This window comes from Enterobacter pseudoroggenkampii, assembly GCF_026420145.1.
GTDB lineage: Bacteria > Pseudomonadota > Gammaproteobacteria > Enterobacterales > Enterobacteriaceae > Enterobacter > Enterobacter pseudoroggenkampii.
Window position 1 is genome coordinate 13,068 of record NZ_JAPMLV010000002.1, and the last position, 19,580, is coordinate 32,647.

General features: G+C 53.7%; 17 protein-coding genes. All 17 read right to left on the minus strand.

Going from position 1 to position 19,580, the window contains the following annotated elements; translation table 11 throughout:
- Nucleotides 1–36 precede the first annotated feature (36 nt).
- The gene (gene accA / locus OTG14_RS13330; RefSeq protein ID WP_008501895.1) at nt 37–996 is read right to left on the minus strand and encodes an acetyl-CoA carboxylase carboxyl transferase subunit alpha; all 960 of its coding nucleotides are present in this window, start codon (nt 994–996) and stop codon (nt 37–39) included.
- A 12-nt stretch (nt 997–1,008) separates the two neighbouring features.
- A complete protein-coding gene (gene dnaE, locus OTG14_RS13335; RefSeq protein ID WP_024907529.1) occupies nt 1,009–4,491 on the minus strand; it encodes a DNA polymerase III subunit alpha in 3,483 nt (1,160 codons plus the stop codon).
- A 38-nt stretch (nt 4,492–4,529) separates the two neighbouring features.
- Complete coding sequence (gene rnhB, locus OTG14_RS13340) at nt 4,530–5,126, minus strand: ribonuclease HII (RefSeq protein WP_024907528.1); 597 nt, start codon at nt 5,124–5,126, stop codon at nt 4,530–4,532.
- Nucleotides 5,123–6,271, minus strand: a complete 1,149-nt coding sequence (gene lpxB, locus OTG14_RS13345) for a lipid-A-disaccharide synthase (protein ID WP_024907527.1) — start codon at nt 6,269–6,271, stop codon at nt 5,123–5,125. The genes rnhB and lpxB overlap by 4 nt, the downstream gene beginning before the upstream one ends.
- Nucleotides 6,271–7,059, minus strand: coding sequence for an acyl-ACP--UDP-N-acetylglucosamine O-acyltransferase (gene lpxA / locus OTG14_RS13350; RefSeq protein WP_023310462.1), 789 nt, complete (start codon nt 7,057–7,059; stop codon nt 6,271–6,273). The genes lpxB and lpxA overlap by 1 nt, the downstream gene beginning before the upstream one ends.
- 3 nt (nt 7,060–7,062) lie before the next feature.
- Nucleotides 7,063–7,518, minus strand: a complete 456-nt coding sequence (gene fabZ / locus OTG14_RS13355; RefSeq protein ID WP_010426706.1) for a 3-hydroxyacyl-ACP dehydratase FabZ — start codon at nt 7,516–7,518, stop codon at nt 7,063–7,065.
- Nucleotides 7,519–7,620: 102 nt separating this feature from the next.
- Nucleotides 7,621–8,646, minus strand: a complete 1,026-nt coding sequence (lpxD, locus tag OTG14_RS13360) for a UDP-3-O-(3-hydroxymyristoyl)glucosamine N-acyltransferase (protein ID WP_023345460.1) — start codon at nt 8,644–8,646, stop codon at nt 7,621–7,623.
- 3 nt (nt 8,647–8,649) lie between these two features.
- A complete protein-coding gene (gene skp / locus OTG14_RS13365; protein WP_008501902.1) occupies nt 8,650–9,144 on the minus strand; it encodes a molecular chaperone Skp in 495 nt (164 codons plus the stop codon).
- A gap of 122 nt (nt 9,145–9,266) precedes the next feature.
- Nucleotides 9,267–11,693, minus strand: coding sequence for an outer membrane protein assembly factor BamA (gene bamA / locus OTG14_RS13370; protein ID WP_267215219.1), 2,427 nt, complete (start codon nt 11,691–11,693; stop codon nt 9,267–9,269).
- A gap of 29 nt (nt 11,694–11,722) precedes the next feature.
- A complete protein-coding gene (gene rseP / locus OTG14_RS13375) occupies nt 11,723–13,075 on the minus strand; it encodes a sigma E protease regulator RseP (RefSeq protein WP_024907524.1) in 1,353 nt (450 codons plus the stop codon).
- An 11-nt stretch (nt 13,076–13,086) separates the two neighbouring features.
- A complete protein-coding gene (cdsA, locus tag OTG14_RS13380; RefSeq protein WP_024907523.1) occupies nt 13,087–13,944 on the minus strand; it encodes a phosphatidate cytidylyltransferase in 858 nt (285 codons plus the stop codon).
- Nucleotides 13,945–13,956: 12 nt separating this feature from the next.
- Nucleotides 13,957–14,715 carry a (2E,6E)-farnesyl-diphosphate-specific ditrans,polycis-undecaprenyl-diphosphate synthase gene (gene ispU / locus OTG14_RS13385; RefSeq protein WP_024907522.1) on the minus strand — a complete coding sequence of 253 codons (759 nt, stop codon included), beginning with the start codon at nt 14,713–14,715 and terminating at the stop codon, nt 13,957–13,959.
- A 186-nt stretch (nt 14,716–14,901) separates the two neighbouring features.
- The gene (gene ispC, locus OTG14_RS13390) at nt 14,902–16,101 is read right to left on the minus strand and encodes a 1-deoxy-D-xylulose-5-phosphate reductoisomerase (RefSeq protein ID WP_267215220.1); all 1,200 of its coding nucleotides are present in this window, start codon (nt 16,099–16,101) and stop codon (nt 14,902–14,904) included.
- A gap of 95 nt (nt 16,102–16,196) precedes the next feature.
- Complete coding sequence (gene frr, locus OTG14_RS13395; protein WP_014882629.1) at nt 16,197–16,754, minus strand: ribosome recycling factor; 558 nt, start codon at nt 16,752–16,754, stop codon at nt 16,197–16,199.
- 167 nt (nt 16,755–16,921) lie between these two features.
- Nucleotides 16,922–17,647 (minus strand): UMP kinase, encoded by a 726-nt coding sequence (gene pyrH, locus OTG14_RS13400; RefSeq protein WP_008501910.1) that lies wholly within the window; start codon nt 17,645–17,647, stop codon nt 16,922–16,924.
- Nucleotides 17,648–17,797: 150 nt separating this feature from the next.
- On the minus strand, nt 17,798–18,649 hold the full coding sequence (gene tsf / locus OTG14_RS13405; protein ID WP_014830708.1) for a translation elongation factor Ts: 852 nt from the start codon (nt 18,647–18,649) through the stop codon (nt 17,798–17,800).
- Nucleotides 18,650–18,766: 117 nt separating this feature from the next.
- Nucleotides 18,767–19,492 carry a 30S ribosomal protein S2 gene (gene rpsB, locus OTG14_RS13410; protein ID WP_003856207.1) on the minus strand — a complete coding sequence of 242 codons (726 nt, stop codon included), beginning with the start codon at nt 19,490–19,492 and terminating at the stop codon, nt 18,767–18,769.
- Nucleotides 19,493–19,580: the final 88 nt, after the last annotated feature.

Consider the following 19,580-nt stretch of genomic DNA (forward strand, 5'->3'; position numbering starts at 1 on the left):
CGCAACAGTGTGCGGCTTTTCAGATAATTGTGAAGCTTACGCGTAACCGTAGGTCATCAGACGCTGGTAACGGCGGTTGAGCAGATCCTCTTTGCTCAGCACGTCCAGATCCGCCAGGTCAGCCAGCAGCTGCGCTTTCAGAGAAGCCGCCATCACTTCCGGCTTACGATGTGCACCACCCAGCGGTTCCGGGATGATGGAATCGATCAGCTTAAGCTCTTTCAGGCGTGGCGCAATGATGCCCATTGCTTCTGCAGCCAGCGGCGCTTTGTCGGCGCTTTTCCACAGAATGGACGCGCAGCCTTCCGGGGAGATAACGGAATAGGTGCTGTACTGCAGCATATTCACTTTATCGCCCACGCCAATCGCCAGCGCACCGCCGGAACCACCCTCGCCGATAACGGTACAGATGACCGGCACCTTCAGACGAGACATCTCGCGCAGGTTGCGCGCGATGGCTTCAGACTGACCGCGCTCTTCCGCGCCCACGCCAGGGTATGCACCCGGGGTATCGATGAAGGTGATGATTGGCATGTTGAAACGCTCAGCCATCTCCATCAGACGCAGGGCTTTGCGGTAGCCTTCTGGTGCTGGCATACCAAAGTTACGACGGATTTTCTCTTTGGTTTCACGGCCTTTCTGATGACCAATGATCATCACCGGGCGTCCGTCCAGACGCGCGATACCGCCAACGATAGCTTTATCGTCAGCGTATGCGCGATCGCCTGCCAGTTCGTCAAATTCGTCAAACGCCAGGCGGACATAATCCAGGGTGTACGGACGCTGTGGATGGCGAGCCAGCTGGGCCACCTGCCATGCGCCGAGATCGGCAAAGATTTTGCGCGTCAGCTCTACGCTTTTCTCGCGCAGACGATGCACTTCTTCGTCGATGTTAATATCCAGTTTTTCATCCTGACGGCTTACCGCTGTCAGAGAATCGATTTTCGCTTCCAGCTCAGCAATCGGCTGTTCGAAATCAAGGAAATTCAGACTCATAGTATTCCTGTATTAGTCAAACTCCAGTTCCACCTGCTCCGAACCAATGAGGCCACGGAGATCGTTCAGTAAACGATCGCTCGGAGAGACACGCCACGTTGCACCAAAGCGCAACCGCGCACGTGCATCCGCCCTCTGATAGTAGAGATGTACTGGAATTGTCCCCGAGCGGTGGGGTTCCAGAGACTGACGGAGTCGGTTTAAAAGCTGGTCATCAATTTGCCTGTCCGTCAGCGAGATAGCAAGCCCGCGAGCATATTTTTCCCGGGCTTCGTCAATGTCCATCACTTCGCGGGCGGTCATTTTAAGCCCCCCACTGAAGTCATCAAAGCTGACCTGTCCGCTGACGATAAGTATGCGGTCTTTTTCCAGCAATTGCTGGTATTTATCCAGCGCGTCGGTGAACAACATCACCTCCAGACGCCCGGAACGGTCATCCAACGTACAGATGCCGATACGATTGCCGCGCTTGGTGACCATAACCCTTGCAGCAATCACGAGCCCCGCAGCCGTGGTGATTTTACCACGTTCTGTCGGATGCATGTCTTTAAGCCTGTGGCCGCCGACATAGCGCTCAATTTCTTTGATGTACTGGTTGATCGGGTGCCCCGTCAGGTACAAGCCTAACGTCTCACGCTCGCCATCCAGTACCACCTGTTCTGGCCACGGCTGGCAGTTGGAGTAAGATTGCTCGATCTGCTCCGGCTCTTCCGCCAGCACCCCGAACATATCCGCCTGACCAATGGCTTCCGCTTTTGCATGCTGATCCGCCGCTTTCAGCGCATCGCCGAGGGAATTCATCAGCGCGGCGCGGTGCGGCCCCAGCCGGTCAAACGCGCCGGACATGATCAGTTTTTCCAGCACGCGACGGTTCAGTTTTTTGGTATCGGTGCGGGCGCAAAGATCGAACAGCTCGCGGAAATACCCGCCGTTGTTACGCGCTTCGATGATCGCCTCGATCGGACCTTCACCCACGCCTTTGATCGCGCCGATCCCGTAAACGATCTCCCCGTCGTCGTTGACGTGGAAGTGGTAGAGCCCCGAGTTAATGTCCGGCGGCAGGATCTTCAGCCCCATGCGCCAGCACTCGTCCACCAGGCCCACCACCTTCTCGGTGTTGTCCATATCGGCCGTCATTACCGCCGCCATAAATTCAGCAGGATAGTGCGCTTTCAGCCACAGCGTTTGGTACGACACCAAAGCATAGGCGGCGGAGTGGGATTTGTTAAATCCGTACCCGGCGAATTTCTCAACCAGGTCAAAGATCTTAATCGCCAGTTCACCATCAACGCCGTTTTTTCTCGCGCCTTCTTCGAAAGTACCTCGCTGCTTGGCCATCTCTTCCGGCTTTTTCTTACCCATCGCACGACGCAGCATGTCCGCGCCGCCGAGGGTATAGCCGGAAAGCACCTGGGCGATCTGCATAACCTGTTCCTGGTACAGGATGATGCCGTAGGTGGGCTCCAGCACCGGCTTCAGGCTTTCATGCTGCCACTGAACGTCCGGGTAGGAAATCTCTTCGCGCCCGTGCTTACGGTCGATAAAGTTATCTACCATCCCTGACTGCAGCGGGCCCGGACGGAACAGGGCAACCAGCGCGATCATATCTTCGAAGCAGTCGGGCTGCAGGCGCTTAATCAGATCTTTCATGCCGCGCGATTCAAGCTGGAAGACGGCGGTGGTCTCCGAGCGCTGCAGCATGTCGAAACTTTTCTTGTCATCCAGCGGGATGGCCGCGATATCCAACGGCGGCTCGCCGTTCTTCTCGCGGCGGGCGTTGATCATCTCCAGCGCCCAGTTAATGATGGTCAACGTACGCAGACCAAGGAAGTCGAACTTCACCAGCCCGGCGTATTCTACGTCGTTCTTATCGAACTGGGTAACCGGGTGCTGGCCCGCTTCGTCGCAGTAGAGCGGCGCAAAGTCGGTAATTTTTGTCGGGGCGATAACCACGCCCCCCGCATGCTTACCGGCGTTACGCGTGACGCCTTCCAGCTTGCGCGCCATGTCGATCAGCGCTTTGACTTCTTCGTCGGCTTCGTAGATTTCCGGCAGCTGTGGTTCAGCCTCAAAGGCTTTTGCCAGCGTCATGCCCGGATCGGGCGGTACCAGTTTAGAGATGCGATCGACAAACCCGTACGGGTGGCCCAGCACGCGGCCGACGTCACGGATAACCGCTTTCGCCGCCATCGTACCGAACGTAATAATCTGCGATACCGCATCACGGCCGTACATATCGGCGACGTGCTCGATCACCTGGTCACGTTTCTCCATGCAGAAGTCGACGTCAAAGTCGGGCATGGAAACACGTTCCGGGTTAAGGAAACGTTCGAACAGCAGGTCGAATTCCAGCGGATCGAGGTCGGTAATTTTAAGCGCATAGGCCACAAGCGACCCAGCACCGGAGCCTCGGCCCGGTCCGACCGGTACGCCGTTATCCTTCGACCACTGGATAAACTCCATGACGATCAGGAAGTAACCCGGGAAGCCCATCTGGTTGATCACCTGGAGTTCAATGTCCAGGCGTTCATCGTACGGCGGCCGCTTCTCTTTGCGAACGGCCTCATCCGGGAACAGAAACTCCAGACGCTCTTCCAGACCTTCTTTTGATTTTGCGACCAGGAAATCTTCCGTGGTCATGTCTCCTGTCGGGAACTGCGGCAGGAAGTACTCGCCAAGGCGGACGGTAACGTTACAGCGCTTGGCAATCTCTACGCTGTTTTCCAGCGCTTCCGGGATATCGGAGAAGAGCTCACACATCTCCTCTTCGCTGCGCATGTACTGCTGCGATGAGTAGTTGCGCGGTCGTTTAGGATCGTCCAGCGTGAAGCCATCGTGGATCGCCACGCGAATTTCGTGCGCGTCAAAATCCCCCGGCTCAAGGAACCGCACATCGTTGGTAGCCACCACAGGCAACCCACGCTCTTCTGCAAGTGCCACAGCGGCATGAAGATAGTTCTCTTCGTCCTGACGGCCGGTGCGGATCAGCTCCAGATAATAACGATCCGGGAAATACTCTTCATAGAACGAGAGGCATTGATCCACCAGCGCGCTATTGCCGCGCAGCAGGCATTTGCCGACATCGCCCATACGGCCGCCGGAGATCAGCAGCAGCCCTTCGTTCAGCTCAGCCAGCCAGTCACGGTCGATCCACGGCCCCAGCGCACCGTATCCACGCTGGTAGGCTTTTGAGATAAGCAGAGTGAGGTTTTGATAGCCCGTGTTGTTCATCGCCAGCACGGAGATTTGCGTCATTTCATCGCCGATGAGATCGCTCTGCACATGAAAATCTGCGCCAACGATAGGCTTCATCCCCGCGCCATGCGCCGTTCCGTAGAACTTCACCAGGCCACACAGGTTGGTAAAATCGGTTATCGCCAGCGCGGGCATGCCAAGGGAGGCCGCCTTTTTTACCAGCGGCCCGGTCTTCGCCAGCCCATCGATCATGGAGTAGTCGCTATGCACCCGCAGGTGTACGAAACGTGGTTCAGCCATCTTCAGATTCCGCGTTACTTAATTGCTTGCGTATTGATTCAGGACACCCGTCCCAGCGCGCGTTTCACCGGGCCAAAGCTGCGCCGGTGATGTTCGGTTGCGCCATGTTCAGCCAGCCTTTCCAGATGGAAAGGTGTGGGATACCCCTTATGCTGGGCGAAACCATACTGAGGGTAAGTGAGGTCCAGCGCGGCCATTTCAGCGTCGCGCGTCACTTTGGCAATAATAGAAGCTGCGCTGATTTCTGCGACCCGGCTATCGCCTTTGACAACCGCCATTGAAGGCATGGGCAATGCGGGACAGCGGTTGCCGTCAATCAGGACATATTCCGGGGAAATTTTCAAACCCGCTACCGCACGCTGCATCGCCAGCATCGTGGCATGCAAAATATTCAGTTCGTCTATTTCATGCGGTTCAGCGCGCCCCAGGCTCCAGGCCAGCGCCTTCTCCTGAATCTCACTAAACAGCGCCAGCCGGCGCTTTTCAGACAATTTTTTTGAGTCGTTCAGCCCGATAATCGGGCGAGCCGGATCGAGGATCACCGCGGCGGTCACCACAGCCCCCACTAGCGGACCACGACCCACTTCGTCCACGCCCGCCACAAGGCGAGTGTGAGGATAAACAAATTCCATCATTTTGCTAGCTCCAGCACCGCATCAGCCGCTTGCTCATCAGCATTACAGCGGATCAGTTGATGCAGTTCGCGGAAGGTGTCGTGCATCTGGTGGCTGGTCTTGCCGTTTGCCAGCAGCGGCAGCAGTGCATCGGCAAGCGCCTGCGGCTGGCACTCATCCTGCAATAACTCTTTCACCAGCTCGCGACCGGCAAGCAGGTTTGGCAGGGAGACATAATCCGTTTTCACCAGACGTTTTGCCAGCCAGAAGGTGAACGGCTTCATGCGGTAACCGACCACCATCGGGCATTTCGCCAGCATACATTCCAGCGCCGCCGTGCCGGAGGCCAGCAGTGCGGCATCGCTCGCATACATCGCTTCTCGACCTTTGCCGTCCAGAAGACGGACGTGGAGATCCGGGGCGACTTCCGCTTTGATGCGCTCAAACTGCTCGCGGCGTTTGGCATTCACCAGCGGAACAACCACTTCAAGGTCGGGATAGCTCTGGCGAAGAATTTGTGCTGTTTTGAGGAAATCGGCGCTCAGCATCTCCACTTCTGCACCACGGCTGCCTGGCAGCAGTGCCAGACAATGCACATCATGGGGGATGCCCAGCACGTCGCGCGCCGCGTTTTTATCCGGATCCAATGGCATCGCATCCGCCATGGTATGACCGATAAAACGGCACGGAACATTAAATCTGTCGTAAAACGCTTTTTCGAAAGGCAGAAAAGCCAGCACCAGGTTGGTGGACCGTCCAATTTTGAAAACGCGTTTCTGTCGCCACGCCCAGACGGACGGACTGACGTAGTGAATGGTTTTTATGCCCTGCTTTTTCAGATTCCCTTCGAGGGTAATGTTGAAATCAGGTGCATCGATACCGACAAACACATCGGGTTTGAGTTCGGTAAAACGGCGGGTGAGATCGGCACGAATGTGCAACAAACGGCGGAGCCGTCCCAGCACCTCAACGATACCCATCACGGCCAGCTCTTCCATTTCATACCAGGCTTCACAGCCTTCGGCCTGCATCAGCGGGCCAGCAACGCCGACAAAGCGAGCGTTGGGTACACGCGCCTTAAGCGCGCGGATGAGACCTGCACCAAGAATATCGCCGGAGGTTTCTCCGGCGACCAGGGCTATCGTAAGCGGACGACTGTCGACCATTAACGAATCAGACCCCTTGTTGAACGGTCAAAGAATTCCATGAACGCGTTCACTTCCGGGTGCTTATTCGCCAGCTCGGCAATTTCCGGCTTCGCCTCTTCCAGCGTTTTACCGCTACGGTACAGCAGTTTGTACGCGTTGCGGATGGCAGTAATCGCTTCGCGGCTAAAACCACGACGCTTGAGGCCTTCGATGTTCACGCCAAACGGCGTGGCATGGTTGCCCTGCGCAATCACATACGGTGGGACGTCCTGCGCCACACCGGAGCAGCCGCCAACCATCACGTGCGCACCAATGATGCAGAACTGATGGACTGCGGTCATGCCGCCAATAATTGCGAAGTCATCAACCGATACGTGTCCTGCCAGCGTTGCGTTGTTGGCAAGAATACAGCGGTCACCCACGGTACAGTCGTGCGCGATATGCGCATTAACCATAAACAGGTTATCGCTGCCCACCTTCGTCAACCCACCACCCTGTACTGTTCCACGATGAATGGTGACGCTTTCGCGAATACGGTTACGATCGCCAATTTCCAGACGGGTCGACTCACCAGCATATTTCAGATCCTGGTTAACTTCGCCGATGGAGGCGAACTGATAGATCTCGTTATTGCAGCCAATGGTCGTATGACCATTCACGACAACGTGAGATTTCAGTACTGTACCCTCACCAATTTCGACATGGGGTCCAACAATACAAAACGGGCCAATGTGGACGTTAGCACCAATGATGGCACCGGTTTCCACAATCGCGGTAGGATGAATAAAGGCGGATTTATCAATCACGTATCAGGACTCCCGGCTACGAGCACACATCATCGTCGCTTCGCAAACAACTTTGCCGTCAACCAGTGCTACGCCTTTGAAGCGAGTCAGGCCACGACGCGTTTTTTCAAAAGTGACTTCCATGATCATCTGATCACCAGGCACGACAGGGCGCTTAAAGCGCGCTTCATCAATACCCGCGAAGTAATACAGCTCACCTGGCTCCAGTTTACCGACGCTTTTAAACGCCAGAATACCGGTAGCCTGAGCCATCGCTTCCAGAATCAACACACCCGGGAAGATAGGCTTACCAGGGAAGTGCCCCTGGAAGAACGGCTCGTTCACGGAAACATTTTTCACTGCGCGCAGAAAACGACCTTCTTCAAAATCCAGCACGCGGTCTACCAGCAGAAACGGGTAGCGGTGCGGCAGAAGTTCTAAAATCTCTTCAATATGCAGAGTATGAGTGTCAGTAGTCAAAATACTCTTCCTGTCAAAATGTACTGATAACAATAATAACACGGCCTGCCGGTTTATTAGAAAGCCGACAGGCCGGGAAAAATAGCGTTAAACGGATGACGCTTAGTCTTGTTGATCGATCTTACGCTCAAGAGACTTGAGGCGCTTGCTCATATCATCAATGTTCATCACCAGAGCTGCTGTTTTACGCCATACCTTGTTGGGCTGTAGCGGAATGCCTGAGGAATAAACGCCAGGTTCAGTGATAGGACGCATTACCATGCCCATTCCCGTCACGGTCACCTTGTCGCAGATTTCCATATGGCCATTAATCACGCTCGCACCGCCAATCATGCAATAACGGCCAATTTTCAGGCTGCCCGCCATGATGACGCCACCCGCAACCGCGGTATTGTCGCCAATCACAACGTTATGCGCAATCTGGCACTGGTTATCGATGATAACACCATTGCCAATGATCGTGTCGTCAAGCGCGCCACGGTCAATGGTGGTACAGGCGCCGATCTCCACGCGATCGCCAATAATAACGCGACCAAGCTGTGGGATCTTCACCCAGTTACCGCGATCGTTAGCGTAACCAAAGCCATCGGAACCAATCACGGTGCTGGACTGGACGAGGCAGTTTTCGCCAATTTCAACGTCATGATAAACGGACACATTGGCCCACAAACGGGTCCCTGCGCCGATTTTCGTATTTTTCCCAACGAAGCAGCCTGGGCCAATGACGACGTTATCGCCCAGCACAACGCCGGATTCGATAACCGCATTCGCCCCAACGGCGACGTTGTTACCCAGCCTGGCCGTCTCATCAATCGCTGCGCTGGCAGCAATGTTCTGGGCCGGTTGCGGCGTGGTATCAAGAATTTGAGCCATGCGTGCATACGTCAGGTAGGGGTTTTTCACTACCAGCGCGCTTACAGTGGCAAATGGAAGATCGTCCTGCGTCAGTACAACAGCTGACGCCTGGCATTGAGCCAGTTGCTCACGGTACTTAGGGCTTACCATGAAGGTAATCGTGCCAGCTTTAGCAGATTGCATGGACGCAACAGCGGTGATGACGATATCGCCATCACCGTGTAATTCTGCATCCAACTGCTGAGCTAAATCAGCCAGTCGAATTGAAGGCATTACTTATTTAACCTGTTTCAGAACATCAGCAGTGATGTCTTTAACATCTTTGCTGTTGAAAGCGACGGCGTTCGCATCAACAACCAGATCGATGCTCTGATCGGCAGCCACTGCTTTAACAGCGGTCTGAATGCGAGTCACCAGCTTGCCGCGTTCTTCGTTAGAACGACGCTGACGATCCTGCTCGAAAGCCTGCGCTTTCTGAGAGAACGCCTGGCGCTGAGCCATTACGTCTTTTTCCAGCTTGCTGCGGTCGCTTGCCTTCATGGTAGAACCATCACGCTGCAGACGCTGCATTTTGGACTGAAGATCGTTTTCCATACCCTGCAGTTCGCTTGCACGGCCTTTGAATTCGTTTTCCAGAGTCGCAGAAACACCTGTTTTCTGTGCAACCTGCTGGAACAAATTACCCATGTTGACGATTGCAATTTTGTCTGCTGCCTGAGCAGAAGTTGCCATCGCTAAACCGAGACCTGCAGCTAATAACCACTTTTTCACAATTAACTCCTTACCATCCCATTGGCACCAGAAGGTACCGTTCTTTGCGTGGCAAGGCGACCGTGTTACCGATCGCCAGTTGTCAGCGCTACACTGCCAACGCATTCCTTTGCAGCGGATTATTACCAGGTTTTACCAATGTTAAACTGGAATTGCTCCGACTTATCTCCATCATATTTCTTAAACGGCTGGGCGTAAGAGAAGACCAACGGTCCCAGCGGTGACATCCATTGTAATGCGATACCGGCAGACATGCGAATATTGCTCGGATCGCTGTAGTCAGGAATATCGCTAGGCATACCTTTCGTGCTCCAGTTTGTATCCCACACAGTACCTGCATCCCAGAAGAAGGACGTACGCACCGAGTTCGCATATTTATCGCTGATAAACGGCGTTGGCGTGATGAACTCCAGGCTGGCAACGGCCATGGCGTTACCGCCCACTGCATCATTGGAGCTACAGACGTTTGGCTGGCCTTTACTATCCGTAGCTGGTTTATCACAGTTATCTTTGTCGTTCCCGCCGTAGTAAACCGCTTTCGGACCAATGTTGTTGGACTGGAAGCCACGAACGGTACTGGAACCACCGGCATAGAAGTTTTCATAGAACGGCAGTTCTTTGCCGCCTAAACCGTCGCCGTAGCCCCAGCGGGTACGACCCAGAACCACCCACTTATGATCGTCATCGATCGGGAAGTAGGACGCGGTATCCAGCGTGACCTTATAGAACTCGTTATCGGAGCCCGGCACGGTCACTTTACCGTTCAGGTTGACGCGAGAACCTTCCGTTGGGAAGTAACCACGGTCAAGACGGTTATAAGTCCAGCCGTAGTTAAAGGTGAAGTCATCCGCAGCGAAGCCATTGTCATGACCTGTTTTGCTGGTTGACTGACCAATGGAGTCCAGGTAACGCCACATCGCCACCTGCGGTTGCATATTGGACAGGTCGTTATGCACGTAACCTAAGCCCGCACGCAGGGTGTTGTATTCGTTAACCGGGAAGCCAAGCGTACCGTCCACACCGTAACTCTTGTTGGTGTAAGAAGACAGATCCGCGTCGTCTGCTTTAAAGTCGTTATAGAAGATACGACCGCCCAGGCTTACACCGTCTACGGTGAAGTATGGGTTCGTTACAGAGAACTCAGAGTAGGTCTGGTAGTCGTTTTTGGTGCCGTTAATCCCGACAGAGTAACCCGTACCCAGCCAGTTATCCTGCTGCACGCCGACCTGGAAGCTGACGCCGCTCTCGGTACCGTAGCCCACACCGAAGTTGAAGCTACCGGTGTTGCGCTCTTTCACTTTATAAACGACATCAACCTGATCCGGGCTGCCCGGTACGCGCTGGGTATCGGTATCCACCGTTTCAAAATAGCCCAGACGGTTCAGACGCTCTTTACCCTGATCAACGAGGTCGCTACCCAACCATGCGCCTTCCATCTGACGCATTTCGCGACGCAGAACGGAATCTTTGGAGGTGTCGTTACCGACGAAGCGGATCTTACGCACGTAGAAACGGTTGCCCGCGTCAACATTCACGTGCAGCTTAACGGTTTTATCCGCGTCGTTGATTTCAGGCTGAGTCTGTACGCGCGGATAGGCATAACCATAGCGGCCGAGCAGCTTCTTAATGCTGTCTTCCATTTTGGTTACCTTGGAACCGCTATACAGGTCGCCTGGCTGAATTTTGGTCAGCGATTCGATTTCAGCAGAATGCCCCGCCAGGTTACCACTCACCTCAACACCCGAAAGCTTGTACTGCTCGCCTTCAGTGATGTTGACCGTGATGTAAATCCCTTTCTTGTCCGGCGTCAGGCTTACCTGAGTCGAGTCGATGTTGAAACGCGCATAGCCACGATCGAGATAGTAGCTGCGCAGAGTTTCAAGGTCGCCCGCCAGTTTCTGTTTCTGGTATTTGCGATCGCCTACCACGTTCCACCATGGCACTTCATCGCGCAGCTGGAAGGTGGAGATCAGTTCGTCGGTGCTGAACGCGTGGTTGCCGACAATGTTGATCTGCTGGATCTTCGCAGAAACACCTTCCTGGAAGACCAGCTTCAGGTCAACACGGTTGCGCGGCAGCGGAGTGACAACCGCTTTCACGCTGGCACTGTATTTACCGACGCTGTAGTAGAAGTCTTCCAGACCTTTTTCAATGTCTGAAAGGGTTGTGCGGTCCAGGGATTCACCCACACGAACACCGGATGCTTCAAGGTTTTGCTTGAGCATGTCATCTTTCACCGACTTGTTACCGGAGAAAGTGATACTGGCGATCGTTGGACGTTCTTTTACCTGTACCAGCAGCGTATCACCATCGCGCAGGACGCGGACATCCTCAAAGTTGCCGGTGGCAAACAGAGCACGGATGGTGTTACTGATATCATCATCATTAACCGTATCGCCGGGGCGTACAGGCATACTGAGGAGGGCCGCACCAACGGCGACACGCTGGAGGCCTTCGAAATGAATGTCTTTCACTACGAACCCGTCAGCACCGTATACGGTGGCGCTGCTAAACAGCAGCGACGCTATGAGCAACTTTTTCATCGCCATCGTTATTATGCGTTCTTCCTAACACTCTCTTACAACCGAGAGAAATCATTGAAAAGTGCAAGCCCCATTAACAGCACCAGCAAAATCGAGCCAATGCGATAACTAAAGTCTTGAACTCGCTCGGATACCGGTCCGCCTTTTAGCTTTTCAATCGCTAAAAACAGCAGATGACCCCCGTCTAAAACGGGAAGCGGGAACAGGTTGATTATCCCAAGGTTCACGCTAATGAGCGCGAGGAACATGAGATAGTAAATCACCCCGAACTCCGCTGACATCCCAGCCCCCTGGGCAATCGAAATTGGCCCACTGAGGTTGTTCAGTTTCACATCACCGGTTATCAATTTCCCCAACATGTTGACCGTCAGCTTCATCAGTTGCCATGTTTTATCCGTGGCTTCAAGGATGGCGCTGAACGGCCCATACTGGCGTATTGTCTTGTACTCATCTGGCAGCGGGATCACTTTTGGCACAACGCCTGCAAACCCTTCTGCCTTTTTGCCGACCGACTTCGTATCCGGGATCAGCGTCAGCGAAAGCGGACTGCCCTGCCTTTCAACTTCCAGCGCGAGAGACGTTCCCGGATTATCGCGCACCAGAGTAACAAAGGTCATCCACTCTGTTAATGGTTGACCATCGACTTTAACGATCCTGTCGCCCGCTTGCAAACCCGCTTTGCTCGCCGCCGAATTTGCCTGCACTTCGGCTAATACCGGCTCGATCTGCGCACCGCGTGGACGAATACCCAGCGCAGCGACGGGATCTTCTTTGTCTGGCTCGAAACGCCAGTGACGTAAATCGAGCACTTTGTCCTGACGCGCATCGGAACCAAACGGCGATACGCTGATGGTGGTCTGCGGATCGCCAATTTTGGCAACCAGCTGCAGTCGCACGGCATCCCAATCAGGGGTTTCGATGCCATCAATCGCTTTAAGTTCCATCCCGGATGTAATTTGCGCACTCGCCGCGATGGAGTTGGGAGCAATTTCCCCCACCACCGGACGCACGCCCGGGACGCCGATGATAAACACCAGCCAGTAAGCGAAAATCGCAAAGATGAAGTTGGCTACCGGTCCGGCAGCAATGATGGCGGCGCGTTGTCCAACGGTTTTATTGTTGAAAGCGCTGTGTCGCAGCTCAGGTGCGACAGGCTCGACGCGTTCGTCGAGCATTTTGACGTAGCCGCCCAGCGGGATAAGGGCGATGACAAATTCCGTGCCGTGGCGGTCGGTGCGCGTCCAGAGTGATTTGCCAAAACCGATGGAAAACCGCTCTACGCGCACGCCACAGCGGCGAGCAACCCAGAAATGGCCAAATTCATGCACGGTAATCAGTACACCCAGTGCAACAATGAACGCCGCCAGATTCCAGAGAATGCTCAGCATAAAACCTTCCGTTAAATCGTCCCGAATACCAGTAAAAGCAAACATGCAAACACTGGAACAGCCGCTGTCAGGCTATCAATGCGATCCAGTATACCGCCATGCCCTGGAATCAGGTGTCCGCTGTCCTTAATCCCTGCTTCACGCTTAAACATACTTTCGGTTAAATCACCGAGCACGGAGGCAAGCGCAGCAAAAATCGAGCACACCAGCAGTATTGACGGTGCCACTTCAAGATTCGCCCAGACGCCGTAGCCCCAGGAGATGATCGCTGCCGTAAACAGGCCGCCGATGAATCCTTGCCAGGTTTTGCCCGGAGAAACCTTCGGCGCCAGCTTATGTTTGCCAAACAGTTTACCAAACATATAGGCCCCGGAGTCAGCCCCCCAGACCAGAATCATCACATAAAGCAGCCAGATCGCACCGCTGTAGTGGTTTTCGTCGTAGTGCCAGGCGCGCAGCGCAACCATACCCCAGAAAAAAGGAATAATGGTGAGCAAACCAAAAATCAGTCGTAGCACTTTTGAATTACGCCATAATGCCGCGGAACCTGGATAAAAAAGGACCAGCAACAGCGCGGCAACCCACCAGACCAACGATATCCACAAGGAGCCGGCAACCAGGGGCTGATGAATATCATGGTGATATTCAGGCAACGTAAACAGCATTATGGCCAGGATAAAGCCACAAAGTACCGCGAGCCATACTCGCTGAGTGCGCGAGGTAAAGCCGCTAAACTGTCCCCATTCCCACGCGGCGAGCATGCACACCACCAGCGTGACAATAGCGAATCCCACCGGGGGCAGTAAAAACAGCGCCGCAATGACAATGGGTATTAATACAAAAGCGGAAATCAGGCGATACTTCAGCAAAAGCTACCCCCATCAGGCTTTGTCGCCACCAGGCTCGGTGCCGCCGAAACGACGCTCTCGATTGGCAAAGGCATGCAGCGCACCTTCAAAGTCTTGTTCATCAAAATCGGGCCAAAGAACATCGGTAAAGTAAAGTTCGGCATAGGCAATTTGCCATATCAAAAAGTTACTTATGCGATGTTCCCCCCCTGTCCTAATTACCAAATCCACAGGCGCCTGTTCATTCATGCAGATTTGCTTGCTCAGCGCCTCTTCATCAATTTGGTCGGGTCTCAACAGCCCTTCCTGAACCTGTTCGGCCAGATGCCGAACGCCCTGGATAATATCCCAGCGTCCGCCGTAATTCGCCGCAATATTCAGCGTCAGACCGGTATTATTTTCCGTCAGCGCTTCTGCTTTACGAATCCGTTCCTGCAAACGTGAGTTAAAACGACTGGTATCGCCAATGATACGCAGGCGGACGTTGTGGCGGTGCAGGCTTTTTACTTCGCTGTCTAGCGCCCACACAAACAATTCCATCAACGCAGTCACTTCCTGCAAAGGTCGATTCCAGTTTTCACTGCTAAAAGCATAGAGCGTTAACGCATCAATGCCGTTGTTGGCGGCAAAAGAAACGGCGCGACGAACGGATTTCGCCCCCGCTTTATGCCCAAAGGCTCGTATCTTCCCTTGTCTTTTCGCCCAGCGGCCATTGCCATCCATAATGATTGCTACATGACGGCAGCCATGAGCTGGCAAATTTTCGCTTATTGGTTGATTCGCAGACAACATAACGCGTTTTTTGTCCCTGAAAAGGATTTAACGGTACTCAGGAATACTGAAGCCTATACATAAAAAAGCCGTGTCAAACCACGGCTCACCTGACCACATTAAGTCAAATACCTGCGATCAGGTGGCGCAGACTATATCACTGAAGCCCAACGCTAACAAATAGCACGACGACTAGTGGTTGCTTTATCACCAGCTTGCGAGACGTGTCACCTGTTGACGCGCAATATTACGCGCAGTTGCATCCACCGCCAGCACCTCTTCCACGCTTTGTGGTTCGCGCAAATCCATCATCTCCAGTACCGATAAATTTAACGACGCGATATCGGTAAAACGAATTTGCTGATTCAGAAATGCCTCAACGGTAATTTCATTGGCTGCATTAAGTGCCGTCGTCGCCGCCTGCCCCTGGTCAAAGGCAGTCATCGCAAGCTTCAGACAAGGATAGCGGTCATAGTCCGGTTCACTGAACGTCAGGGAACTTAGCTTGCAGAAATCAAGCGGCTTCACGCCGGATTTCACTCGATTTGGCCACGCCATGGAATGGGCAATCGGCGTACGCATGTCCGGCTCGCCCAGCTGTGCCAGCACGCTGCCATCCTGATAACGCACCATCGAGTGAATCACCGATTGCGGGTGAATCAGTACTTCCATCTGTTTCGCTGACGCATTAAACAGCCAGCGCGCTTCAATGTATTCCAGACCTTTGTTCATCATGGTGGCAGAGTCAACGGAGATTTTACGCCCCATCGACCAGTTCGGATGACGGCACGCCTGATCCGGCGTCATGGCGCGCAGTTCAGACAGTGGCGTTTCACGGAACGGGCCACCAGACCCGGTAAGCAGAATAGACACCACGCCATTCTGCTCCAGGTCAGCGTACCCCAGGTTCTGTTGAAAAGGTTGCGGTAAACTCTGAAAAATCGCGTTGTGCTCGCTGTCGACCGGCAAAAGACGCGCGCCGCGCTGCTTCACCGCATCCATAAACAGGCGTCCACAGGTGACCAGCGACTCTTTATTGGCCAGCAGCACATCCTTCCCGGCATCAATCGCGGCAAGCGTAGGCAATAACCCTGCCGCCCCGACGATGGCCGCCATCACCTGATCCACCTCATCCAGCGCCGCCATCTCGCAGGCCGCCTGTTGGCCACTCAGCACCTCGGTTCGACTGCTCTGTTCAAGCAGCTGTGCTTTCAGCAGACGCGCGCTCTCTTCGTCATCCATCACCGCATAGCGGGGCGCAAACTCCAGGCACTGCTCGACCATTCGCTGCACATTCTTACCGGCCACCAGCGCTGTCACGGTGTAGAGTTCAGGATTATGGCGAACGACGTCGAGAGTGCTGCAACCGATAGAGCCGGTTGAGCCAAGGAGTGTTAAATGCTTCATGAGATGCCCGAAAAAAGTTAGACCAGATAAAAGCAAAACGCCGCCAGCAAGACCCGAAGTCCCTCTGAACGGCGTTTATCAGTGTACGACAGAAATCAGAACTGCATCAGTTCCGCTTCTTTATCTGCCAGCGCCGCATCAATTTTCTTGATGGCAGCGTCGGTCATTTTCTGAATGTCGTCCTGAGAACGACGATCGTCATCTTCACTGATCTCTTTTTCTTTCAGCAGCGCTTTTACTTTATCGTTCGCATCGCGACGGACGTTACGCACGGATACACGACCCTGCTCAGCTTCGCCACGAACCACTTTGATCAGATCTTTACGACGCTCTTCCGTCAGTGGAGGCAGTGGAACGCGGATGTCAGAACCCGCAGAGCTTGGGTTCAGTCCGAGGTCAGAGGCCATGATCGCTTTCTCAACGGCCGGGCTCATAGAACGATCGAACACGTTGATTTTCAGCGTACGGGTATCTTCTACCGTGACGCTCGCCAGCTGACGCAGAGGGGTTGGCGTACCGTAGTATTCTACGATGATGCCATCCAGCAGGCTTGGGGAAGCACGGCCAGTACGGATTTTGCTGATTTGGGTTTTGAACGCTTCTACGCATTTTTCCATGCGTACTTCAGCATCTTTTCTGATGTCGTTAATCACGTTACGAATCCTTGAAAACTTGTCTCAGGCAGACTATCCGCCAGCACAGCGCTACAGGTGTGCTAAGTATAGTCGCGTTTAATTCATGACAACGCCAAAGGCGCGCCCGGGTAAGATACCACTACAAAATAAAGCGGAATCTTACCTGTATTTATCGTCAACGGAAATTATTCCGTGATCAAAGTGCCTTCTTTTTCGCCCATGACCACGCGACGCAGTGCGCCAGGCTTGTTCATGTTGAAGACACGGATCGGCAGTTTGTGGTCGCGAGCCAGCGTGAAGGCGGCAAGATCCATCACTTTCAGCTCTTTATCCAGCACTTCGCTGTAGCTCAGCTGATCGTACATGGTGGCAGAAGGATCTTTTGCCGGGTCGGCAGTAAACACGCCATCTACTTTGGTCGCTTTCAGTACCACATCGGCTTCGATCTCGATACCGCGCAGGCAGGCAGCGGAATCGGTTGTAAAGAACGGGTTACCCGTACCGGCGGAGAGGATCACCACGCGGTTATTGCGCAGCAGGCTGATAGCTTCTGCCCAGCTGTAATTATCGCAAACGCCATTCAGGGGAATCGCGGACATCAGGCGGGCATTCACATAGGCGCGATGGAGCGCATCACGCATTGCCAGGCCATTCATCACGGTTGCCAGCATACCCATGTGGTCGCCCACTACGCGGTTCATCCCCGCTTTCGCCAGACCAGCACCACGGAAAAGGTTGCCACCGCCAATGACCACGCCAACCTGGATACCCAGTTCGACCAGTTCTTTGATTTCCTGTGCCATGCGATCAAGGATGCTTGCGTCAATACCGAAGCCTTCCGATCCCTGCAGCGCTTCGCCACTCAGCTTAAGCAGAATGCGTTTGTACACGGGTTTTGCATTGGTAGCCATGTTTCTTTCCTGAGACTGTCAACGATTAAGATGGGGGTTAATTCTGGCGACATGATATGCCGCAAATCAGCACAGCGATACTGGAGCCTGTCTGATTTCCTGTGACGGGTGACAAAAAGAAGCCGCCCTCAGGCGGCTCCTTTTCAATCATTAAGACTGCTTGGACATTGCAGCAACTTCTGCTGCGAAGTCAGTCTCAACTTTCTCGATGCCTTCGCCCACTTCGAAGCGGATGAAGCCAGTTACGTCAGCGTTGTGCTCTTTCAGCAGCTGAGCAACAGACTTGCTTGGATCCATAACGAATGGCTGGCCAGTCAGAGAAACTTCGCCGGTGAATTTCTTCATGCGGCCTTCAACCATTTTCTCTGCGATTTCTTTTGGTTTACCAGACTGCATCGCGATGTCCAGCTGAACCTGGTACTCTTTTTCTACCACTTCAGCAGACACGTCTTCTGGCTTAACGAATTCTGGTTTGCTTGCAGCGATGTGCATAGCCAGCTGTTTAACCAGCTCTTCGTCAGCGCCTTTAGCCGCAACCAGAACACCGATACGTGCACCGTGCTGGTAAGAGCCCAGAACGTCGCCTTCCAGAGAAGCAACGCGACGGATGTTGATGTTCTCACCGATTTTAGCAACCAGCGCAACACGTTCTTCTTCGAACTGTGCTTTCAGAACTTCAACGTCAGTGATTTTGCCAGCAACAGCTGCGTCCAGAACTTTGTTAGCAAATGCCTGGAAACCACCATCTTTAGCAACGAAGTCAGTCTGGCAGTTAACTTCCAGAATGATGCCGTAGGTGCCGTCGATTTTAGTGATGATCACGCCGTCAGCAGCAACGTTGCCTGCTTTTTTAGCTGCTTTGATCGCACCGGATTTACGCATGTTTTCGATTGCCAGCTCGATGTCGCCGTTCGCTTCAGTCAGCGCTTTTTTGCAATCCATCATGCCTGCGCCAGTACGCTCGCGCAGCTCTTTTACCAGGGATGCGGTAATTTCAGCCATTCTTAAATCCTCGGGAGATGTGAACTGCCCGGCCGGGGGCCAAACAGTGTAAATTGAAAAAAGGGGCCGGTAATGGGCCCCTATTCATACACGGTACTAATAAGGGGTAAAACCTTATTATTCAGCTTCTACGAAGCTTTCTTCCGCCTGAGAAGCCAGATCCTGGGAACGGCCTTCACGAACGGTAGCAGCTACAGCGCTCAGGTACAGGCTAACAGCACGGATTGCGTCGTCGTTACCCGGGATAACGAAGTCAACACCGTCCGGATCGGAGTTGGTATCAACGATAGCGAATACCGGGATACCCAGGTTGTTAGCTTCTTTGATTGCGATGTGCTCGTGGTCTGCATCGATTACGAACAGCGCGTCTGGCAGGCCGCCCATATCTTTGATACCGCCCAGGCTGTTTTCCAGCTTGTCCAGTTCACGAGTGCGCATCAGCGCTTCTTTCTTAGTCAGCTTGTCGAAAGTACCGTCCTGAGACTGGGTTTCCAGATCTTTCAGGCGTTTGATGGACTGACGAACAGTTTTCCAGTTGGTCAGCATGCCGCCCAACCAGCGATGGTTCACGAAGAACTGGTCGCAGCTGTTAGCAGCATCTTTCACAGCTTCGCTTGCAGCGCGCTTAGTACCAACGAACAGAATCTTACCTTTACGGGAAGAGATCTTGTTCAGCTCAGCCAGGGCTTCGTTGAACATTGGTACAGTTTTCTCAAGGTTGATGATGTGAACTTTGTTACGCGCGCCGAAGATGAAAGGCTTCATTTTCGGGTTCCAGTAACGGGTCTGGTGACCAAAGTGAACACCAGCCTTGAGCATGTCGCGCATGGAAACAGTTGCCATGTTTAAAACCTCTATATTGAAAGTTGGGGTTATGCCTCCACGTATCCCATATTACCGACCCCAAAGGGCACCCCGGAATATGTGCCGA